Source organism: Algiphilus sp. (assembly GCF_023145115.1).
Classification (GTDB): domain Bacteria; phylum Pseudomonadota; class Gammaproteobacteria; order Nevskiales; family Nevskiaceae; genus Algiphilus.
In genome coordinates, this window is record NZ_JAGLEJ010000040.1 from 82,865 (window position 1) to 100,633 (window position 17,769).

At 68.1% G+C, this 17,769-nt stretch carries 18 protein-coding genes; 5 read left to right on the forward strand and 13 right to left on the reverse strand.

Annotated features, from left to right (window positions below; all coding sequences use genetic code 11):
- Positions 1 to 5 precede the first annotated feature (5 nt).
- On the forward strand, positions 6 to 1,307 hold the full coding sequence (locus KAH28_RS13960; protein WP_290577588.1) for a L,D-transpeptidase family protein: 1,302 nt from the start codon (positions 6 to 8) through the stop codon (positions 1,305 to 1,307).
- On the opposite strand, the gene KAH28_RS13965 is transcribed toward KAH28_RS13960, so the two are convergent.
- From KAH28_RS13965 to KAH28_RS13975, 3 genes are read right to left on the reverse strand one after another with little or no spacing between them, the layout of a single operon-like run.
- Positions 1,284 to 2,264: a M14 family zinc carboxypeptidase gene (locus KAH28_RS13965; RefSeq protein WP_290577589.1), complete on the reverse strand. Its 981-nt coding sequence runs from the start codon at positions 2,262 to 2,264 to the stop codon at positions 1,284 to 1,286. The genes KAH28_RS13960 and KAH28_RS13965 overlap by 24 nt on opposite strands.
- Before the next feature lie 23 nt (positions 2,265 to 2,287).
- Complete coding sequence (locus KAH28_RS13970) at positions 2,288 to 2,917, reverse strand: thiol:disulfide interchange protein DsbA/DsbL (protein ID WP_290577591.1); 630 nt, start codon at positions 2,915 to 2,917, stop codon at positions 2,288 to 2,290.
- Positions 2,918 to 2,934: 17 nt separating this feature from the next.
- Entirely contained in the window at positions 2,935 to 3,558 is a 624-nt protein-coding gene (locus KAH28_RS13975; protein ID WP_290577592.1) for a c-type cytochrome, read from the reverse strand.
- Positions 3,559 to 3,659: 101 nt separating this feature from the next.
- Between KAH28_RS13975 and yihA the strand changes: the two genes are divergently transcribed.
- Positions 3,660 to 4,253 carry a ribosome biogenesis GTP-binding protein YihA/YsxC gene (yihA, locus tag KAH28_RS13980; protein ID WP_290577594.1) on the forward strand — a complete coding sequence of 198 codons (594 nt, stop codon included), beginning with the start codon at positions 3,660 to 3,662 and terminating at the stop codon, positions 4,251 to 4,253.
- Positions 4,254 to 4,706: 453 nt separating this feature from the next.
- Here yihA and polA read toward each other — a convergent pair whose 3' ends face one another.
- The 8 genes from polA to KAH28_RS14020 all read right to left on the reverse strand — a co-directional run bounded on the left by polA (position 4,707) and on the right by KAH28_RS14020 (position 11,136).
- Positions 4,707 to 7,433 carry a DNA polymerase I gene (polA, locus tag KAH28_RS13985; RefSeq protein ID WP_290577596.1) on the reverse strand — a complete coding sequence of 909 codons (2,727 nt, stop codon included), beginning with the start codon at positions 7,431 to 7,433 and terminating at the stop codon, positions 4,707 to 4,709.
- The gene (gene lysA, locus KAH28_RS13990) at positions 7,426 to 8,697 is read right to left on the reverse strand and encodes a diaminopimelate decarboxylase (protein ID WP_290577598.1); all 1,272 of its coding nucleotides are present in this window, start codon (positions 8,695 to 8,697) and stop codon (positions 7,426 to 7,428) included. Before lysA ends, polA begins: the two co-directional genes overlap by 8 nt.
- The gene (locus KAH28_RS13995; protein ID WP_290577600.1) at positions 8,690 to 8,893 is read right to left on the reverse strand and encodes a lipoprotein; all 204 of its coding nucleotides are present in this window, start codon (positions 8,891 to 8,893) and stop codon (positions 8,690 to 8,692) included. Before KAH28_RS13995 ends, lysA begins: the two co-directional genes overlap by 8 nt.
- A 67-nt stretch (positions 8,894 to 8,960) precedes the next feature.
- Positions 8,961 to 9,224: a Txe/YoeB family addiction module toxin gene (locus KAH28_RS14000; RefSeq protein WP_290577803.1), complete on the reverse strand. Its 264-nt coding sequence runs from the start codon at positions 9,222 to 9,224 to the stop codon at positions 8,961 to 8,963.
- Positions 9,221 to 9,463, reverse strand: coding sequence for a type II toxin-antitoxin system Phd/YefM family antitoxin (locus tag KAH28_RS14005; RefSeq protein WP_290577602.1), 243 nt, complete (start codon positions 9,461 to 9,463; stop codon positions 9,221 to 9,223). Before KAH28_RS14005 ends, KAH28_RS14000 begins: the two co-directional genes overlap by 4 nt.
- Before the next feature lie 195 nt (positions 9,464 to 9,658).
- Complete coding sequence (locus KAH28_RS14010; protein ID WP_290577604.1) at positions 9,659 to 10,084, reverse strand: hypothetical protein; 426 nt, start codon at positions 10,082 to 10,084, stop codon at positions 9,659 to 9,661.
- 14 nt (positions 10,085 to 10,098) lie between these two features.
- Positions 10,099 to 10,605, reverse strand: a complete 507-nt coding sequence (locus KAH28_RS14015; protein WP_290577606.1) for a DUF2059 domain-containing protein — start codon at positions 10,603 to 10,605, stop codon at positions 10,099 to 10,101.
- Between the two features lie 156 nt (positions 10,606 to 10,761).
- Positions 10,762 to 11,136 (reverse strand): hypothetical protein, encoded by a 375-nt coding sequence (locus tag KAH28_RS14020; protein ID WP_290577608.1) that lies wholly within the window; start codon positions 11,134 to 11,136, stop codon positions 10,762 to 10,764.
- A gap of 614 nt (positions 11,137 to 11,750) precedes the next feature.
- Between KAH28_RS14020 and KAH28_RS14025 the strand changes: the two genes are divergently transcribed.
- Complete coding sequence (locus KAH28_RS14025; RefSeq protein ID WP_290577610.1) at positions 11,751 to 12,434, forward strand: alpha/beta hydrolase-fold protein; 684 nt, start codon at positions 11,751 to 11,753, stop codon at positions 12,432 to 12,434.
- Between the two features lie 183 nt (positions 12,435 to 12,617).
- On the opposite strand, the gene add is transcribed toward KAH28_RS14025, so the two are convergent.
- Both add and KAH28_RS14035 read right to left on the reverse strand, forming a co-directional pair.
- Positions 12,618 to 13,751, reverse strand: a complete 1,134-nt coding sequence (add, locus tag KAH28_RS14030) for an adenosine deaminase (RefSeq protein WP_290577612.1) — start codon at positions 13,749 to 13,751, stop codon at positions 12,618 to 12,620.
- Positions 13,752 to 13,840: 89 nt separating this feature from the next.
- A complete protein-coding gene (locus KAH28_RS14035; protein WP_290577614.1) occupies positions 13,841 to 14,794 on the reverse strand; it encodes an alpha/beta hydrolase in 954 nt (317 codons plus the stop codon).
- Between the two features lie 106 nt (positions 14,795 to 14,900).
- Here KAH28_RS14035 and KAH28_RS14040 point away from each other — a divergent pair, with 106 nt between their 5' ends.
- Both KAH28_RS14040 and KAH28_RS14045 read left to right on the forward strand, forming a co-directional pair.
- A complete protein-coding gene (locus KAH28_RS14040; protein WP_290577616.1) occupies positions 14,901 to 15,833 on the forward strand; it encodes an oxidoreductase in 933 nt (310 codons plus the stop codon).
- A gap of 115 nt (positions 15,834 to 15,948) precedes the next feature.
- Positions 15,949 to 17,718 (forward strand): N-acetylglutaminylglutamine amidotransferase, encoded by a 1,770-nt coding sequence (locus KAH28_RS14045; protein ID WP_290577618.1) that lies wholly within the window; start codon positions 15,949 to 15,951, stop codon positions 17,716 to 17,718.
- Positions 17,719 to 17,769 lie beyond the last annotated feature (51 nt).

The following is a 17,769-nucleotide window of genomic DNA, read 5'->3' on the forward strand; positions in this document are numbered from 1 at the left end:
GCACCATGCGCGTGCCGCGCGCCGTGAAGCGCCTTGCGGGCGCCCTGTGCGTCGCGATCATCGCGGCACCGGCGCCCGTCGCCGCGCAGCAGACCGTCGCGCTGCTTCCGGATCTGCCGGGCGACCCGCTGGATGCCGACGGCGTCGTCCCGCCGCTGCGCAGCGCGCCGCCGCCCCCCGAGATGCGCCTGCGCGAAGCGGTCGCGGCGCTGCAGCGTGGCGAGTGGCGGCGCGCGCTCAAGCGCACCGACGCCCTCATCGCCGCGCGACCCGACTTCCGCGCCGCCCACTTCCTGCGCGGCGAGATCCTTGCCGGCCGCTCCGGCGTGCGACCGGAGATCCTGCTGGCCGGACACGGCGATGCGCTCGGCGCCCTCGCCGAGGAAACCCGCCTGCGCATCGCGCCGCTGCCCACCGATGCCGATGCCGGGCTGCGGCCGGCACCGCTGCTGCGCCTGCCGCCCAGTGTCGAGCACGCCCTGCTGGTCGATCTCAGCGCGGCGCGCCTGTTCGTGGTCTCGCGCGACGGCAGCGGGCTCCGGGTGACGCGCGATCTCTACGCCGCCATGGGCAGTGCCGGCTTCGGCAAGCAGGTGGAGGGCGACAATCGCACCCCCATCGGGGTCTATCGGATCGAGAGCTGGATCGACGGCGGCGAGCTGCCCGACCTCTACGGCAGCGGCGCCTATCCGGTGGACTATCCCAACGAATGGGACCGCCACCGCGAACGGACCGGACACGGCATCTGGCTGCACGGCGTGCCCGGCGACACCTATGCCCGACTGCCGCGCTCGTCGGAAGGCTGCGTCACCATGGCCAATGACGATCTGGAGGGGCTCGACCCGATGGTGACCACCGGCAACACGCCGGTGATCCTCGCCGAGCGCATCGAGTGGCTGCCGCCGGCAACCATCGAGGCACGCACCGCCCGCTTCGAGCAGCGGGTCGAGGACTGGCGGCGGGCCTGGATGTCGGGTGACACCGACGCGCTGATGGCGTTCTACGCGCCGGACTTCAGCGACGGCACGCGCGATCGCGATGCCTTCGAGGCGCACAAGCGGGCGGTCAGCCGCGACAAGGAATGGATCGAGATCGCCGTTTCGGATCTGGCCATCTACGAGTACCCGGGCGAGGAGAACCTGCGCCTGGTCAGCTTCCATCAGCGCTACAGTAGCGACACCTACGCGTCGCACTCGGTGAAGCGCCAGTACTGGCGGCTGCAGCCCGACGGCCACTGGCGCATCGAGCGCAGCTTCGAGCGCGACGAGCGCCCGATCACCGCTTCAGCGGGTATCGGCGGGCAGTAGCGACAGCCCCGGCAGATCGAGGCGCACGCCTTCGGTCAACCGCACCGCCGGAGGCGGGACACCCGGATCGCCCGCGAACAGCGCGCCCCGGTCGCGCGCGCGGCGCGCGATCCAGGCCTCCAGATCGCGCCACAGCGCATCGATCTCGCCCGGCGTCGGCATGATGCCGGCGTAGGGCAGCTCCGGCGTCACCACCGGAATGCCCAGATGCTCCCCGGCCCATTCCCCCAGCGAGCCGGGATAGGTGCCCAGCGTCTGCAGGTCGAGGAAGCCGAGCCGGTGCGGCGCCTCCTCGGTGTGCCCGTCGAAGTCGAGCAGGCCCAGCGGCGCGTGCATCGCCACCACCACGTCCGGCGCGAAGGCGATGATCTGTGCCACCAGCCAGCGGCTCTCCGGCTCCGACATGGCCGCGGCGCCGGGATAGCGACGCGGGTCGCTGCCGGTCTCGCGCCGCCAGTAGGCCCTGGCACGGCGCTGCCAGTCGGGCGACGGGAAGTTGCGGTTGAGATCGACCCCGCGCGCATTGCCGCGCGTGGCCGGCCGACGGAGCAGGCCGTCCGGATTGAGAACCGGCACCACGCGCCAGTGCACGCTGCGCGCCTCGCGCGCGGCGAGCTCGTCGAGAAAGCCGAAGACGATGCTCACCGAGGACAGCTCGTCGCCGTGAATACCGCCGAACAGCAGCACCCTCGGCGCGCGCTCGGGGTCGGCCGCGGGCAGGTCCGCGTACAGGATCGGAAGCCCCTCGACCGAGGCGGTGTCGGAAGCGCGCAGTTCGGGGATGGCGCACCAGCGCGATTCGACCGACGCCAGCCGGTCGGCGACGCGCCGGCAGGTCTGATCGGCGGCCGCCAGCGGCAGCGCCTCGCTCGCAAGCGCGGCCGGGACGGCCGAGAGCGCCGCGACGCAGGCCAGCGCGCGGCACGCGCCCTGTCGCAGGCGTCGGGGGAACGCCATCCGCGACCCCCCGGGCGCTGGCGCTAGTCGCGCGCCTTGTTGATCAGGAAGTCGACGATCTCGAGCAGGCGCTCGTAGCTGCCGGCGGCGCCGGCATTGACCTGCCAGCGGCCGTCCACGATGACGGTCGGCACCGAGGTCACGCCGAAATCGGACACGCGCTTCTCGGCGCGGCGCACGCGGTTCTCGACCGTGAAGCTGCCGAAGGTCTTCTCGAAATCCTCGGGCGCGACACCGGCCTGCTCGAAGAAGCCGGCCATCTCCTGCTCGCTGCTCGGGCGACGGCCCTGCTCGTGTATGGCGTTGAAGATGGCGCTGTGCACTTCCTGCTGCACGTCGAGCTCGTCGGCGGCATAGAAGGCCTTGAGGTGAACGCGCCCGCTCGGGCGGCCGAAGGCGGTGGGCAGCTGCTCGAACACCACGTCGTCAGCGGTGGCGCTGCTCCATTCCTTGATGATGGGCTCGAACTGGTAGCAGTGCGGGCAGCCGTACCAGAAGACCTCGGTGACGCGGATCTTGCCGTCGTCACCGCTCTCGACGTTGCGGACTTCGCGATAGTGCTCGCCCTCGACGAAGGCCTCGGGCTGAGCGCTGCACGCCAGCGGCGTGAGCACGAGAAAGCAGGCGAGCAGGCGGTAGAGCGATTTGCGCATGCGGGAAACCCCGGGGTTCAGCGCGCCGGCTGCAGGCCGGCGGCGTAGGAAGCGAGTGCCTCGATCTCCTCATCGCTGAGGTTCTGGGCGACGTGCTGCATCATCTGGCCGGTGACGCCCTTGCCACGGTTGCCGTCGCGATACGCGCGCAGCTGCATGGCGGTGTACTCGGGCTGCTGGCCGGCGAGGCGCGGGTAGCCTGCGCCCGCGTTGCCGACGCCGGCGGGGCCGTGGCAGCCGGAGCATGCCGGCATGCCGCGCTCGCCGTCTCCGGCGCGCCACAGCGGCTGCGCGATGTCGACGGCCTCCTCGGCACCGGTGCGCGGCTTGGCCTCCTGCTCGGCGTAGTAGGCGGCGAGATCGCGCATGTCCTGATCGGACAGGCTGGTGACCTGCCCCATCATGACCGCGTTCTGGCGGTCGCCGCTCTTGAAGGCCTTGAGCTGATCGTACACGTAGGTGGCGTGCTGACCCGCCAGCGACGGCCATTGCGGATTGACGCTGTTGCCCTGCGGGCCATGGCATGCCGCGCAGACGGCGGCCTTGGAGGCACCGGCTTCGGCATCACCCTCGACGTGGGGATTCTCGGCCAGTGCGGCTCCGGAGAACAGGAGGCAACAGGCAAACAGGGCGCGCTTCATTCACTGCTCCGACAGGACTCTTGCGCCAGCGGCGTCGATGGGGCCGGCGACGGAAACGGGGTAAGGTTTGCAGCCCGTAAATATACCCGATGCGGCCCGCGTTGAGCGAAAACCCCTTCATCAAAGCCGAGTTCCTGCGCTCCTGCGCGCGTCACGAGCAGCTTCCGGCGGAGCCCGGGCGCGAGATCGCCTTTGCCGGCCGCTCCAACGCCGGCAAGTCGAGCGCGCTCAACCGCCTGTGCCAGCGCCGCAAGCTGGCGCGCACCAGCAAGACGCCCGGCCGAACGCAGCTGCTCAACCTGTTCAGCGTGCCGGGCGGCCATCTGGTGGACCTGCCGGGCTACGGCTACGCCAACGTGCCCGAGAAGGTGCGGCGCGAGTGGGGCGCGCTGGTCGGCGGCTACATCGCCGAGCGCGACAACCTGGTCGGCATCGCCCTGATCATGGATATCCGGCACCCGCTGACGCCGCACGACGAGCAGATGCTGCTCTGGGCCGAAGCGGCCGGCCGGCGCGTGCACGTGCTGCTCACCAAGGCCGACAAGCTGTCCTACGGCAAGGCGCGCAACGTCCAGCTGGGCGTCCAGCGCGAGCTGGGGGACAGCGCGACCAGCCAGGTGTTCTCGGCGATGAGCGGCCTGGGCGTCGAGGACGCGCAGGCCACCCTCGGCGCCTGGCTGACGCCCGCGACCTGACGGAGCCCGCGCGCAAACAAAAGTGCCGGGCGATTCGGGGGAAATCGCCCGGCAGCATTCCGGCTTCGGGGGGATGCCGGACTCTGTCCAGGGAGTGGAGACAGAGGAGCGTCAAGGGGATAACGCTCACTGAATCAGACACCCCTCGTCCCCCCGGGTTCCGCCACCGCGAAAATTTTTTCGCCGGATGCACAGCCAGAGCGGCAACTTTTTTCGAGCACACAAAAAAGTGCCGGCCGACTCGGGGGAAATCGCCCGGCAGCGCTCCGGCTTGGGGGGATGCCGGACTCTGTCCAGGGAGTGGAGACAGAGGAGCGTCAAGGGGATAACGCTCACCGGATCAGACAGGGCCCCGGCCGCCCGGTTCCCCGGATGCGAACGAAAATCTGCTCCCGAAGGGCCATTCCGGCGCAGAATCAGTCTAGAGGCCTGATTCGAAAAATTATTTTTATGTCAGGCGTGGGCCTCGTTCCAGCTCCGCCCGAAGCCGGGTTCGGCCAGCAGCGGCACGCGCAGCTCGGCGACGCCGCACATGCGCTCGGTCACTGCGGGCGCCGCATCGCGCAGCGCGCGCTCGGGCCCCTCGAAGACGAGCTCGTCATGCACCTGCATGATCATGCGCGCTTCCGGACATTCGCGACCGATCCAGGAGTGGATGTCGATCATCGCCAGCTTGATGAGATCGGCGGCAGTGCCCTGCAGCGGCGCGTTGATGGCGGTGCGCTCGGCGTACTGACGCAGGTTGGCGTTGCGCGACGCGATGTTGGGGAGGTGCAGGCGCCGGCCCCAGGCGGTCTCGACGTAGCCCTGCTTGCGCCCCTTCTCGCGCTGCGCATCCATGTACGCCTTGACGCCCGGGTAGCGCGCGAAGAAGCGCTCGATGGTCTGCGCGGCCTCGTCGCGACCGATGCCGAGATTGCGCGCCAGCCCGAAGGCCGAGATACCGTAGATGAGCCCGAAGTTGATCGCCTTGGCGGCACGGCGCTGCTCGCCCGACACTTCGTCGAGCGGCGTGTCGAAGACTTCCGAGGCGGTGGCGCGGTGGATGTCCTGCCCGTCGCGAAAGGCCTTGATGAGGCGCTCGTCCTCGGAGAAGTGCGCCATCAGTCGCAGCTCGATCTGCGAGTAGTCGATGGCCATCAGCACGTTGCCGTCCTCGGCCACGAAGGCGTCGCGGATGCGGCGACCCTCGTCGGTACGGATGGGGATGTTCTGCAGATTGGGCTCGGAGGACGACAGCCGCCCGGTTGCGGTCGCCGCCTGGTGATAATGGGTGTGAATGCGGCCGGTGGCCGGATTGATCTTCCGCGGCAGCGCGTCGGCATAGGTGCCGCGCAGCTTGGAGAGGCCGCGCCACTCGACGATGCGCGCGGGCAACGCGTGGCGGTCGGCCAGCGCCTCCAGCGCCTCCTCGTTGGTGGACGGCGCGCCCTTGGGGGTCTTGCCCTGTACCGGCAGCTCGAGCTTCTCGAAGAGGATGCGCTGGAGCTGCTGCGCGGATGCCAGATTGAACTGCTCGCCGGCGAGATCCCAGCATTCCTGCTGCAGCGCGTCCATGCGCTTGCCGAACTCGCGGCTCACGCCCTCCAGCACACTGGCGTCGACGTGCACGCCGGCGCCCTCGATGGCGGCCAGCACCGGCACCAGCGGCATCTCGATGTCGCGGTAGACGCGCGCCAGCTTGTCGTCGGCCTCGACGCGCGGCCAGAGCCTGCCGTGCAGCTGCAGCGTGATGTCGGCATCCTCGCCGGCGTATTCGGCGGCACGGTCGACGGCCACCTGGTCGAAGGTGATCTGCTTCTTGCCCTTGCCGGCGATCTCGGTGTAGCTGATGGTCTTGTGGCCGAGCTCGGCCTCGGCCAGCGAATCCATGTCGTGCCGGCCGTTGGCATCCAGCACGTAGGACTGCAGCATGGTGTCGTGCACCACGCCGGCGAGTCGCACGCCCGCGCCGGCGAGCACGTTGATGTCGTACTTGAGGTTCTGGCCGACCTTCGGCCGGTCCGCGTCCTCGAGGATGGGCGCCAGGACCGGCTTGACGGTCTTCTCCCAGTCCAGCTGCTCGGGGGCCTCCATGCCGCTGTGCGCCAGCGGCAGGTACCAGGCCCTGCCCGGCGCGACCGCGAAGGACAGCCCGACCAGCGTCGCGCGCACCGATTCCAGGCTGTCGGTCTCGGTATCCACGCAGATCAGCTCGGCGGCCTTCAGGGCGTCGACCAGCCCGTCCAGTGCATCGGGGTCGAGCACGGTGATGACCTCGGTGGCGCCGACCGGGGCCGGGGCCGCATCGGCGGCATCGCCGCCACCGGCACCGCCCTCGCGCAGCTCCTCCTGCCAGCGCCGGAAGCCGAGCTGCTCGTAGAGCGCCAGCAGGGTGTCGTTGTCGGCCGGGCCGCGCTCGAGCGCGTCCCAGCGCTGCTCGAGGGCGACGTCATCGCGCACCGTGGCCAGCTCGCGCGACAGCGGCAGCTGATCCGCAAACTCGCGCAGGCGCTCGCCGATCTTGCCCTTGATGCTGTCCTTCGCCGCCAGCAGCGCGTCGAGCGTGCCGTGCTCGTCGAGCCACTTGACCGCGGTCTTGGGCCCGACGCCGGGCACGCCGGGAATGTTGTCGGAGGTATCCCCCATCAGCGCCAGCCAGTCGACGATCTGCTCCGGTGTCACGCCGTACTTCTCGCGCACGCCGGCGGGGTCGTAGGTGACCTGCTTCATGGTGTCGAGCAGCTTCACGCGCTCGTCCACCAGCTGGGCGAGGTCCTTGTCGCCGCTGACGATGAGCACCTCGGCGCCGTCGGCCGACGCCTGCCGCGACAGGGTGGCGATGACGTCGTCGGCCTCGAAGCCGTCGATCTGCAGCAGCGGCACCCCGAGTGCCTGGATGATCTCCTTCAGCGGCCCGAATTGCGATTCCAGATCCTCCGGCACCGGCGGCCGGTTGGCCTTGTACTCGGCATAGAGGTCGTTGCGGAAGGTCTTGCCGCGCGGATCGAAGATCACCACCACGCGGTTGCTGTGGTAGTCGGCGAACAGCTTCTTGAGCATGTTCGTCATGCCGTAGATGGCGCCGGTGGGCATGCCGTCCGGCGCGTTCAGCGGCGGCAGCGCGTGGTAGGCGCGGTACAGCCAGGACGAGCCGTCGACCAGGATCAGCGGCTGGCTCGACGCGCCCGCCTCAGCCATCGGTGCGCTCCGGCAGCAGCTGCTCGCCGCGCAGCAGCTCGTCCATCGACTCGCGCGCCCGCGCCAGATGCACCCGGTCGCCGTCGACCAGGATCTCGGCCGGACGCGGGCGGCTGTTGTAGTTCGATGCCATGACGAAACCATAGGCGCCCGCGCCGCGCACGGCCAGCAGGTCCCCCTCGCGCAGCGCCAGCGGGCGCTGCCTGCCGAGGAAGTCGCCGGTCTCGCAGACCGGGCCGACGATGTCGTAGAGGTACTGCGGGTCGGTGCCGTCGTGCGGCGTCACCGCGACGATGTCCTGCCAGGCGTCGTAGAGCGCCGGGCGCAGCAGATCGTTCATCGCCGCGTCGACCACGGCGAAGCGCCGGTCGGCGGTCGGCTTCAGGTACTGCACGCGCGTCAGCAGGATGCCGGCGTTGGCCGCGATGGCGCGGCCGGGCTCCAGATGCACCGCCAGTCCGCAGGCGGCCAGCTTCGGCCGCAGGCGCGCCGCGTACTCGGCCGGGGACGGTGGCAGCTCGTCGCCGTAGCGCACGCCCAGACCGCCGCCGATGTCCAGATGCGCCAGCGCGATGCCGTCCGCGCGCAACCGGTCCACCAGCGCCAGCAGCCGGTCCAGCGCATCCTCGACCGGCGACAGGTCCAGCAGCTGCGACCCGATGTGGCAGGCCAGGCCGACGATGCGCAGACCGGCGCGCTGCGCGGCCTCGCGGTACAGCGCCGGCGCGTCGTCGATGGCGATGCCGAACTTGTTCTGCTTCAGGCCGGTGGAGATGTAGGGATGCGTGCGCGGGTCGACGTCCGGATTCACGCGCAGCGCCACCGGCGCGGTCACGCCCGCCTCCTGCGCCACGCGGTCCAGCAGCGCCAGCTCGGCCACGGACTCGACGTTGAAGCAGCCGATGCCCGCCTCCAGCGCCGCGCGCATCTCGTCGGCCGACTTGCCGACGCCCGAGAACACCACCCCGGCCGGGTCGCCGCCCGCGCGCAGCACGCGCGCCAGCTCGCCGCCCGAGACGATGTCGAAGCCGCTGCCCAGCCGCGCCAGCGTCTGCAGCACGGCCAGATTCGAATTCGCCTTCACCGCGTAGCACACGCGATGCGGCAGCCCCTCGAAGGCGCTGTCGAAGGCGCGGTAGTGACGCGCCAGCGCCGCGCGCGAATACACGTAGAGCGGCGTGCCGAAGCGCTCGGCCAGCGCATCGCAGGCCATGTCCTCGGCGTGCAGCACGCCGCTGCGGAGCGTGAAGGCGTCCTCAGCCATTGGCGTCACCATCCCTGGTGTCGTCGTCCTCCGGCTCGCCGGCATCTTCCGCCTGCCCGTCGCTGGCGGTGTCGTCGGCATCCTCCAGCACATCGCTGCGCTCCGGCGCATTGCCGGGCAGGTAGAGATCACCGGACTGACCGCAGCCGGCGATCAGCAGCAGCGGGAGCAGCAGAAGCAGAAGCGGGCGAGGCATCGCACGGGGTCGGCTCAAGGGGCCGGAGAGTGTAGCGCGCCGGCGTCGGCGCACCCTCCGCCGACAGCTAGTCGTAGTGACTCCAGAGTCTCAGCACCTTGACGATGCGATCCTGCTCCAGCACCTGGTACACCAGCCGGTGCTGGATGTTGATCCGCCGGGAATAGGCTCCGGAGAGATCACCGACGAGCTTCTCGAAGGGAGGCGGGCGCTGGAACGGGTCGTTCGCCAGGATCGTGAGCAGTTCCTGGGCCTTCGGCTTCAGCCCGCTCGCGGCCAGCTTCTTCGCATCCTTCTGTGCCTGCCTGGTGTAGACCAGACGCCAGGTCACCAATCAAGGTCCCGGGCGCAGTCGTCGACCGGCGTATCCATGCCCTCGCGAATCGACTCGCGCATGCCGGGGACCGACAGCAGATGCAGCGTCTCCTGGATAGCCTCCCAGTCCTCCTCGGACACCAGAACCGCCTTGTTCCGCTTGCCGGTGATCAGCAACGGCTGGTGCGACACGGCCGCCTCGTCGATCAACCGGTACAGGTTCGCCCGCGCCTCACTGGCCGTTATCGCCGCCATCTCCACATTCCACGGTGTTCCTCGACATCAATGTACGCAATAACGTACGTGCGTCAAGTCGCGCATGCCCAGACCTCAGCACATCGGGAGGTCGGAAGAAGCGGGATGAATTGGATGGCGTGCATCGCTCCATGCCGTCGTGACCGCGCGTGAGTGCGTACATCTCCCCCGTATCCCTACCGCACAGGATTGCGGCTAAGGACTGACACGGTCGACCTCGAAGAACACCCCATCCCAGACCAGATAACCGCTGCCGCCGTCCACCTTGATGAGCATCGCTGCCGGGGACGCCCATTCCGACGGACAGCCGACGCGCAGCACCTCGACCGCATCTCCCTCCAGCTCCAGGGCCGCGAACGACGCCCGGTACAGCGACCGGAACGCGTCCTCGTCGACCGACTCGACCCGGAACGCGGGGGCGCCGCAGGTTGTGCCGCGAAAGGCGACGCGTTCCTCAGCGTAGAACGCCCGCGCACCGAACCATGCCTCGGCCTCATCCACGCCCATCGCACTGATGCCCGGAAACCGCGCGCCCGTCACTTCCCACTCGCCGACATACCACTGGCTCGCGCAGCCGGAGACGAAGAGCACCAACAGCATCAAGCAGGCGTAGCGCGTCACCGGCCGGTCCGCAATCAGAGCTCCGGTACCTCAATGCCCTCTTCTTCGAGCCGCTTCAACGCCCGTTCCGAAATTTTTGGAGCAAGACGACGCCCCCAACTCTGACCAGCCTGCATCGACTCCTGCACCACCTGGGGCATTACCCGAACCGTCTTCTTCCCCACTTCCGTGTCGTAGAAAGCTGACAACTCTTCCAGCTCCCCCAACGTGAAGTATCTGTCGTATATCGGGTACATCAGCTTATAGAACGAATCGCCCTCGAGCAGTTCCTCTCGCACAACCGCATTTGCCTCGTCCTCAAGTATCTGGAAGGCTTCAGGCGGCACATCAGGCCGGGCCTGCCGAAGCGCCTGGGCCATTTGCTGCGTCATCATTTGCGAGAACATCTCACCCAGCTGCACCGCGCCCGTTTTCCGCACCAATTCCTTGATCACCCCCCTCTTCTCGGCACTCACCTCGCTCGCCTGGGATGCGCCCGAAAGCGAAAAGACAATAACGCCCACGATCACTAGAACACGCATGATAACCTCATGACATGGAATTAATATCGGCGCGAAAATTTATCACAGCTTTGGAGCTGCGAAGCTGTGGGGGAATTGCCCAGCAATCGCACCTTGCTAAGGTTAATACCTGAACATTGGCTTAACCTTGTCGTCGAAATACCACGTATTCAGAAGTCACCCATTTTCTGGTTTGTAGAAAACGAACCTCCAAAACATGAGATGCTTCTCATATTTTTGCATATAAACATACTGGACCAATGACTCACCGAGCATTTCCTCTTCGACAAAATCGAACCCAAGAGGCTTCCCGAACCTTTGAGATATAGCTGGAAGCTGCATATCAATCTGACTCAACTGGGCATCAAATTCAGCGACTGGCACCACCGTGTACGGTCGGAGTTGCATCAAGCCGTCTTTCATATTTGCATCGTTGACTTGGGACATTACAGACTCAGCCAGCTCTCTAGCTTCCGCCTTAGTAGATAGGGACTCAGTAGCGATTGAATAGGAGGATACAACGAGTAAAAATACCCCTGTCACAAACTTCATCTAATACTCCTTAGACTCAAGAACCAAGTGCAACACCGAGATCACATGTGGCTAAGGTGTTGCGATGACAAGAAGAAGCTACCGCCATTCACGAGCAGCAGGCCCTTTACATTCTCTGAATTGACCTGAGCCCGTATTTCAACGCCAAGTACCATATGAAAGCCTCTCCACAAACCTTCGACAGTGATTAAGGGGACGCCGGCCAATTGTCGAGAGGCGCACGTGTCCGCATATCACTCGATGAGCGCATTTTCCCGAATCGCATTACCTTCAAGAAAATGCAGCCATTAATCAATAAATTAACGGTTGCGCGAAGCGCCTTGCTGCAAGGTCGGAACACCGTGGCTGGCGGGCCGCTGATATACGGAAGGCAACTCGTACAGGGAAATACGAGCCAGGGCCGACCGAGGCCGGGCACGAGCTTGGATGTGAACATGGCTCGGTTATCTGGCAACGCACACGCATATCCCCCGATCCGGGCGTACGTCGATCTGCCATGAACCGTACTATTTTCCTTCCGCGCACTCACGTCCGGTAACGCGGTGGGGCGCGCTTGCTGCGAGGCTCCGCTGCGCCGACAATCCCGCGCCGATCCCTGACCTGCGAATCCGTTGATGAGCTACCGCAAGAGTGAGAACGAGCACGGCGTGACCCTGGAACCGGAGGGCGCGGCGAACGCCGCGGTGATCTGGCTGCACGGGCTGGGCGCTGACGGCAACGATTTCGTGCCGATCGTCCCGGAGCTGTCGCTGCCGGATGCCTTCACGCCGCGCTTCGTGTTCCCGCACGCGGAAGTGCGCCCGGTAACACTGAACGGCGGCATGGCGATGCGGGCCTGGTACGACATCCTGGGGCTGGACCGCGAGGGGCCGCAGGACGAGGCCGGTATCCGGGCCTCGGGCGAGCGCGTGAAGGGGCTGATCGACGAGCAGCGCGCAGCCGGCATCGCGGCGGAGCGCATCGTGCTCGCCGGATTCTCGCAGGGCGGGGCCATCGCGCAGCACACCGCGCTGCGCTATCCGGAGCGGCTCGGCGGGCTGCTGGCGCTGTCCACCTATCTGCCGCTGGCGCAGTCGCTGGCCGACGAGGCATCCGACGCCAACCGCGACCTGCCCATTCTCATGTGCCACGGCACGCACGATCCGATGCTGCCGGCGGAACTGGGCCGGAACAGCTTCGAGTTGCTGCAGGGCCGGGGCTATGCGCCGGAATGGCGGGACTACCCCATGCAGCATCAGGTGTGCATGGAGGAGATCGAGGACATCAGCGCGTGGCTCGGGCGGGTGTTCGCCGGGTGAATCGCGTTCGGGCGCAGCGCCGTCCATTGGCGCTCGCGCCCGATTGCCCCCTTGCCCTGACCCGCCCCCCCCCCCGGCAGGGCGTGGGGACTTGCCCGGAATGCCTGGTGACGTGTTGCCGATCGGCGCCTCGCCCTGGGCGACCCTCGTCGGGGAAACGGGTAGGCGGCCGGCAACGACCGGTCAGGGCACCGACACCATCTCCGGATGCGCCTCGTCGAAGGCGGCGACGTAATCGTCGATCATCCGCAGGTAGCGGGCGCGGGCATCCTCGGAAATCCAGGCGGTCCTGAAGCTGTTCTTCGACAGGGTGATCATGTCCTCGCGGGTCATGCCGGCCGCCTCCCTGGCGCGGAGCATCAGATCGCCGATGTACAGCCCGCGCTTCATGCCGGGGTCGTCCGAGTGGATCGACATTTCGGCGCCGGCGTCCAGCAGGGCCTTCACCGCGCCGGCGCGATATTCCATGCGGCCGGGCATGTCGCGGTAGAAGAGGGAGGGCACGCCGGTCAGGCCGATGCCGCGCGCCTTGACCTCCTTCAGCAGCTCCGGATCGTCGATCACGTTCAGGCCGTGGTCGATGCGCTCGACGCCGAGCACTTCGATGACGCCCCAGTGGTGCTTGATGGTGTGCTCCTGCTGGACGTCGCAGTGGCTGGTCAGGCGGAGGCCGTAGGACGCGGCCCGCTTGAAGACGGGCTCGAACTTCAGGTGGAAATCCTCCACCTCGGGGTTGTCCAGGCCAACACCGAGCAGCTGGCCATGCCAGGGCTCGGCCGCTTCCAGGACGGCCATGGCATCCGCCGCCGGGCGGTCGCGCAGGAAGGCCATGATGAAGCCGATGGTGATGTCCATCTCCTGCATGGCGGCCGCGCGGCCGGCGGCCAGCCCGTCGAAGACCATTTCCAGCGTCATGCCGCGCTCCAGGTGCAGCTGCGGGTCGAAGTACATCTCCGCGTGGCGCACGCCCTGGCTGTAGGCCTTGCGGTAGTAGGCCAGCGTGATGTCGCGGATGTCCTCCGGCTGCTCGACGACGCTGATCAGCTCTTCGTAGATCTCGATGAAGCTGGGCAGGTCGTGCGCGGCCCGCAGGCGGTCCTTGACGGCTTCCGGGCTGTCGTAGGGCACGTCGATGCCGTTGCGCCGGGCGATGGCCAGAAAGAGCTCGGGCTCCATCGTCCCTTCCATGTGCAGGTGGAGCTCCGCCTTGGGCAGCCCCATGACGAAGGCGCGCATGCGCTCGTCGTCACGGTCGGCGGCGGCGACCGTGGCGTGGACACCGAGGAACAGGCAGATGGAGAGAATGATGCGTTTCATGACTGCCGACGCATGCATGAAGCGCACCATGCCGGGAACCGCCGCGCTCCGTTGGACGCCCCGGATGCGGCAGGCAACGCGCCCGGACGCTACTCCGCGCGGTCGCGCACGCGGTCCCGCTCGAACTGCCCGATGGCCGCGATGACCGCGTCCGGACGGGCGTGGTGCGGGGCGTGGCCGGTGTCCGGGAGCATCTCGACCTGCGCCTGCTCGATGATGGGCAACAGGCGCTCGCCGTGGTTCCAGAACGGCACCAGGTCGTCGTCGGCGCCGTGAACCAGCAACAGCGGCTTGTCGATCTCGCGATAGCGTGGGCTCAGGCGCTGGAGATAGACGCTGAGGCGGTTCATGTCCTCGGCGTTGTGGAGGAAGTTCCCGGGGCGCAGCGCCAGCGGGGCGCCGATGGTCCGGATGTAGTCCTCCGGCACCGGGTTGGGCGCCAGCACTTCCTGCACGACGTCGCCGAGCATGCGCGTGCCGGCCGGGTAGACCACGGTGCGCGCGAACAGCGGGCCAAGGACCGGGATGGCGGCGACCGAGTAGGTCCAGTTCACCGGCCCGGCCCAGTGACCGGCCGCACCGGCCAGCAGGACGCCGCCGGCGATCCGCTCGGGCATCTCCACCATCGCGGCCATCACGGCCGATCCGGCCCAGGAGTGACCGACCAGCAGCGGACGCTCGACGCCGAGCTGCGCGGCGGCATCCAGCACCAGCCGCGCCTGCTCGGCCGGGTCCGGCCAGTCGCCGTCCGGCCGCTGGCTGTAGCCGTACCCGGGGCGATCGAAGGCGAGCACGCGGCCGTTCTGCGCCAGACGGGGCTGGATGCGCGCGAAGTCGCGCAGGTTGGAGCTGGCCCCGTGCAGCAGCACGACGGGCGTGGCCGCACCCTGACCCATGTCACGGACGTGCAGACGCAGGCCGTCCACCGTGACGAAGTTCCCGAGCGGCGGGTACTGCTGTTCGATGCGGTGCGCGCCCCAGGCGCTCCACAGTGCGAACCCCGCCATCACCAGCATCAGTGTTGCCGCCAGACCCGTCATCATCCGCCGCATCGCCCCTCCCCGGCCGCGCCGCCGACTGGACTGTCACGGCGCTTGCTGCTTCGGGGCGCTATGCTGCCCCAATGAGCCAGGTCCGAGGGGGTCAGCGATGACCAGGAAGTGGACAACGCAGGATATCGGCGGGCTCGAGGGCTGCACCGCGCTGATCACGGGCGCGAGCAGCGGCCTCGGACTGCACGCCAGCCATGCGCTCGCCGGTGCCGGAGCACGCGTGCTGATGGCGTGCCGCAACCCCGGCAAGGGCGCGGGCGCGCGCGACGCCGTGCAGGCCGGCGCGCCGGACGCCACGGTGGAGCTGGCTGCGCTCGACCTCGCCGATCTGTCGTCGGTCGCGGGCTGCGCGAAGACGCTGGCCGACGCCGGCACGCGCCTCGACCTGCTGATCAACAACGCCGGCGTCATGGCGGTACCGTACGGGCAGACCGCCGACGGCTTCGAGATGCAGATCGGCACGAACCATTTCGGCCACTTCGCGCTCACTGCGCAGCTGGCGCCGGTACTGGCCGACGACGCGCGCATCGTGACCGTCTCCAGCATGGCGCACCGCTGGACGCCGGGCATCGATTTCGACGACATCAACTGGTCGTCGCGTCGCTACAAGCGCTGGCAGGCCTACGGCGACAGCAAGCTCGCCAATCTGCTCTTCCATTTCGAGCTGACCCGGCGCGCGCAGGCCGCGGGTCGCGGCTGGACGGTGGCGGCCGCGCATCCCGGCTACGCCGCCACCCACCTGCAGCTGGTGGCGGCCGAGCAGAAGAAGGCGTCCTTCGAGAAGCGCATCATGGAGCTCGGCAACCGCATCTTCGCGCAGCCCGGCGAGATGGGTGCGCTGCCCGAGATCTACGCCGCCACGCAGGCGGACGTGCAGTCCGGCGACTACATCGGCCCCGACGGCTTCCAGCAGATGCGCGGCCACCCCACGAAGGTCGGCTGCCGGCGCGCAGCGCGCGACGAGGGCGCCGCGGCCACGCTGTGGCAACTGTCCGAACAGCTCACCGGCACGGAATTTGCGCTCGACTGAGGCACAGTCTGGCTTCGCGCGCGAGCGGCGCGCTGACCGGTCCCCCGGACCGGTCGTTACCGGGCACGCGACCGACAGCGCGCGTGCCCCGAACAACCAAGGAGAGCCCTGAAACATGTGTGGTATTGCCGGAGAGCGGCGCTTTGACGGCAAGCAGGCCGACACCGACCTGATTGCGCGCATGAACGACTGCCACGCCCCGCGTGGCCCCGACAGCAGCGGCGTGTTCGCCCAGGGCCCGCTGGCCGTCGGCCATCGCCGCCTCAAGATCATGGACCGCTCCGACCTGTCGCAGCAGCCCATGATCGATCCCGCGCTGGGACTGGGCATCGTCTTCAACGGCGCCATCTACAACCATCCCGAGCTGCGCGCCGAGCTCAGCGGGATGGGCTACACCTTCTATTCCGAAGGCGACACCGAGGTCCTGCTCAAGGCCTATCACCGCTGGGGGCCGGACTTCGTCGACCACCTGCAGGGCATGTTCGCCTTCGCCATCTTCGAGCGCGACAGCGGCCGCATGGTGCTGGGGCGCGACCGCCTCGGCATCAAGCCGCTGTACTTCGCGCCCGGCGACCGTGTGTTCCGCTTCGCCTCCTCGCTGCCGGCGCTGCTGTGCGCGCCGGACGTCGATCGCGAGATCGACTCGGTGGCGCTGCACCACTACATGCACTTCCATGCCGTGGTGCCGGCGCCGCACACCATGCTGCGCGGCGTGCGGAAGCTGCCGCCGGCCACGCTGCTCATCCTCAATGCCGACGGCAGCTCGCAGGAGAAGGTCTACTGGGATCTCTCCTACGAACGCAGCGATGCCGACCGCGCGCGCAGCTTCGACGAGTGGCGCGACGAAGTCCTGGAAGCGCTGCGGCTCGCCGTGAAGCGCCGCCTGGTCTCCGACCAGCCGGTGGGCGCGCTACTCTCCGGCGGCGTCGACTCCAGCCTCATCGTCGGCCTCATGGCCGAGGCCGGCGCCAACCTGCGCAGCTACTCCATCGGCTTCGAGGATGTTGGCGAAGAGAAGGGCAACGAGTTCGAGTACTCGGACATCGTGGCGCAGCACTTCGGCACGCAGCACGAGAAGATCTTCATCGACAGCCGCGAGCTGCTGCCGCGCCTGCCGCACGCGCTGCAGGCGATGAACGAGCCCATGGTGTCGCACGACTGCGTGGCCTTCTACCTGCTCTCGGAGGAGGTCTCCAAGCGCAGCAAGGTGGTGCAGTCCGGCCAGGGCGCCGACGAGGTCTTCGGCGGCTATCACTGGTACCCGCCGATGATGGAATCCTCGGACGCGGTTGCCGACTACGCCAAGGTGTTCTGCGACCGCAGCCAGGCCGAGTACATGGAGGCCGTGCACTCGCGCTTCCACGGCGGCGACCACGCGCGCGACTTCATCCGCGATCGCTTCGCCATGCCCGGCGCCACCGAGCCGGTCGACAAGGCCCTGCGCATGGACACCCAGATCATGCTGGTCGACGACCCGGTCAAGCGGGTGGACAACATGACCATGGCGCACGGGCTGGAGGCACGCGTGCCCTTCCTCGACCACGAGCTGGTCGAGCTGGCGGCCCGCATACCGGCGCAGCACAAGATCGCCGAGGGCGGCAAGTACGTGCTCAAGGAGGCCGCGCGCAAGGTCATCCCGGCCGCGGTCATCGACCGGCCCAAGGGCTACTTCCCGGTGCCTGCGCTGAAGTACCTGCAGGGCGACTTCCTCGACTACACGCGCGACCTGCTCAACGCGCAGGCGGCGCGCGACCGCGGCATCTTCCAGCGCGCCTACCTCGACAAGCTGTTCGCCGATCCGGAGGCGCACATCACGCCACTGCGCGGGTCCAAGCTCTGGCAGTGCGCCGCGCTCGAGGGCTGGCTGCAGGTGCACGGCGTATGAGCGCGCCGCGGACCGCGCTGCGCCCCGGGATCGGGGACCGGCATTCCGCAC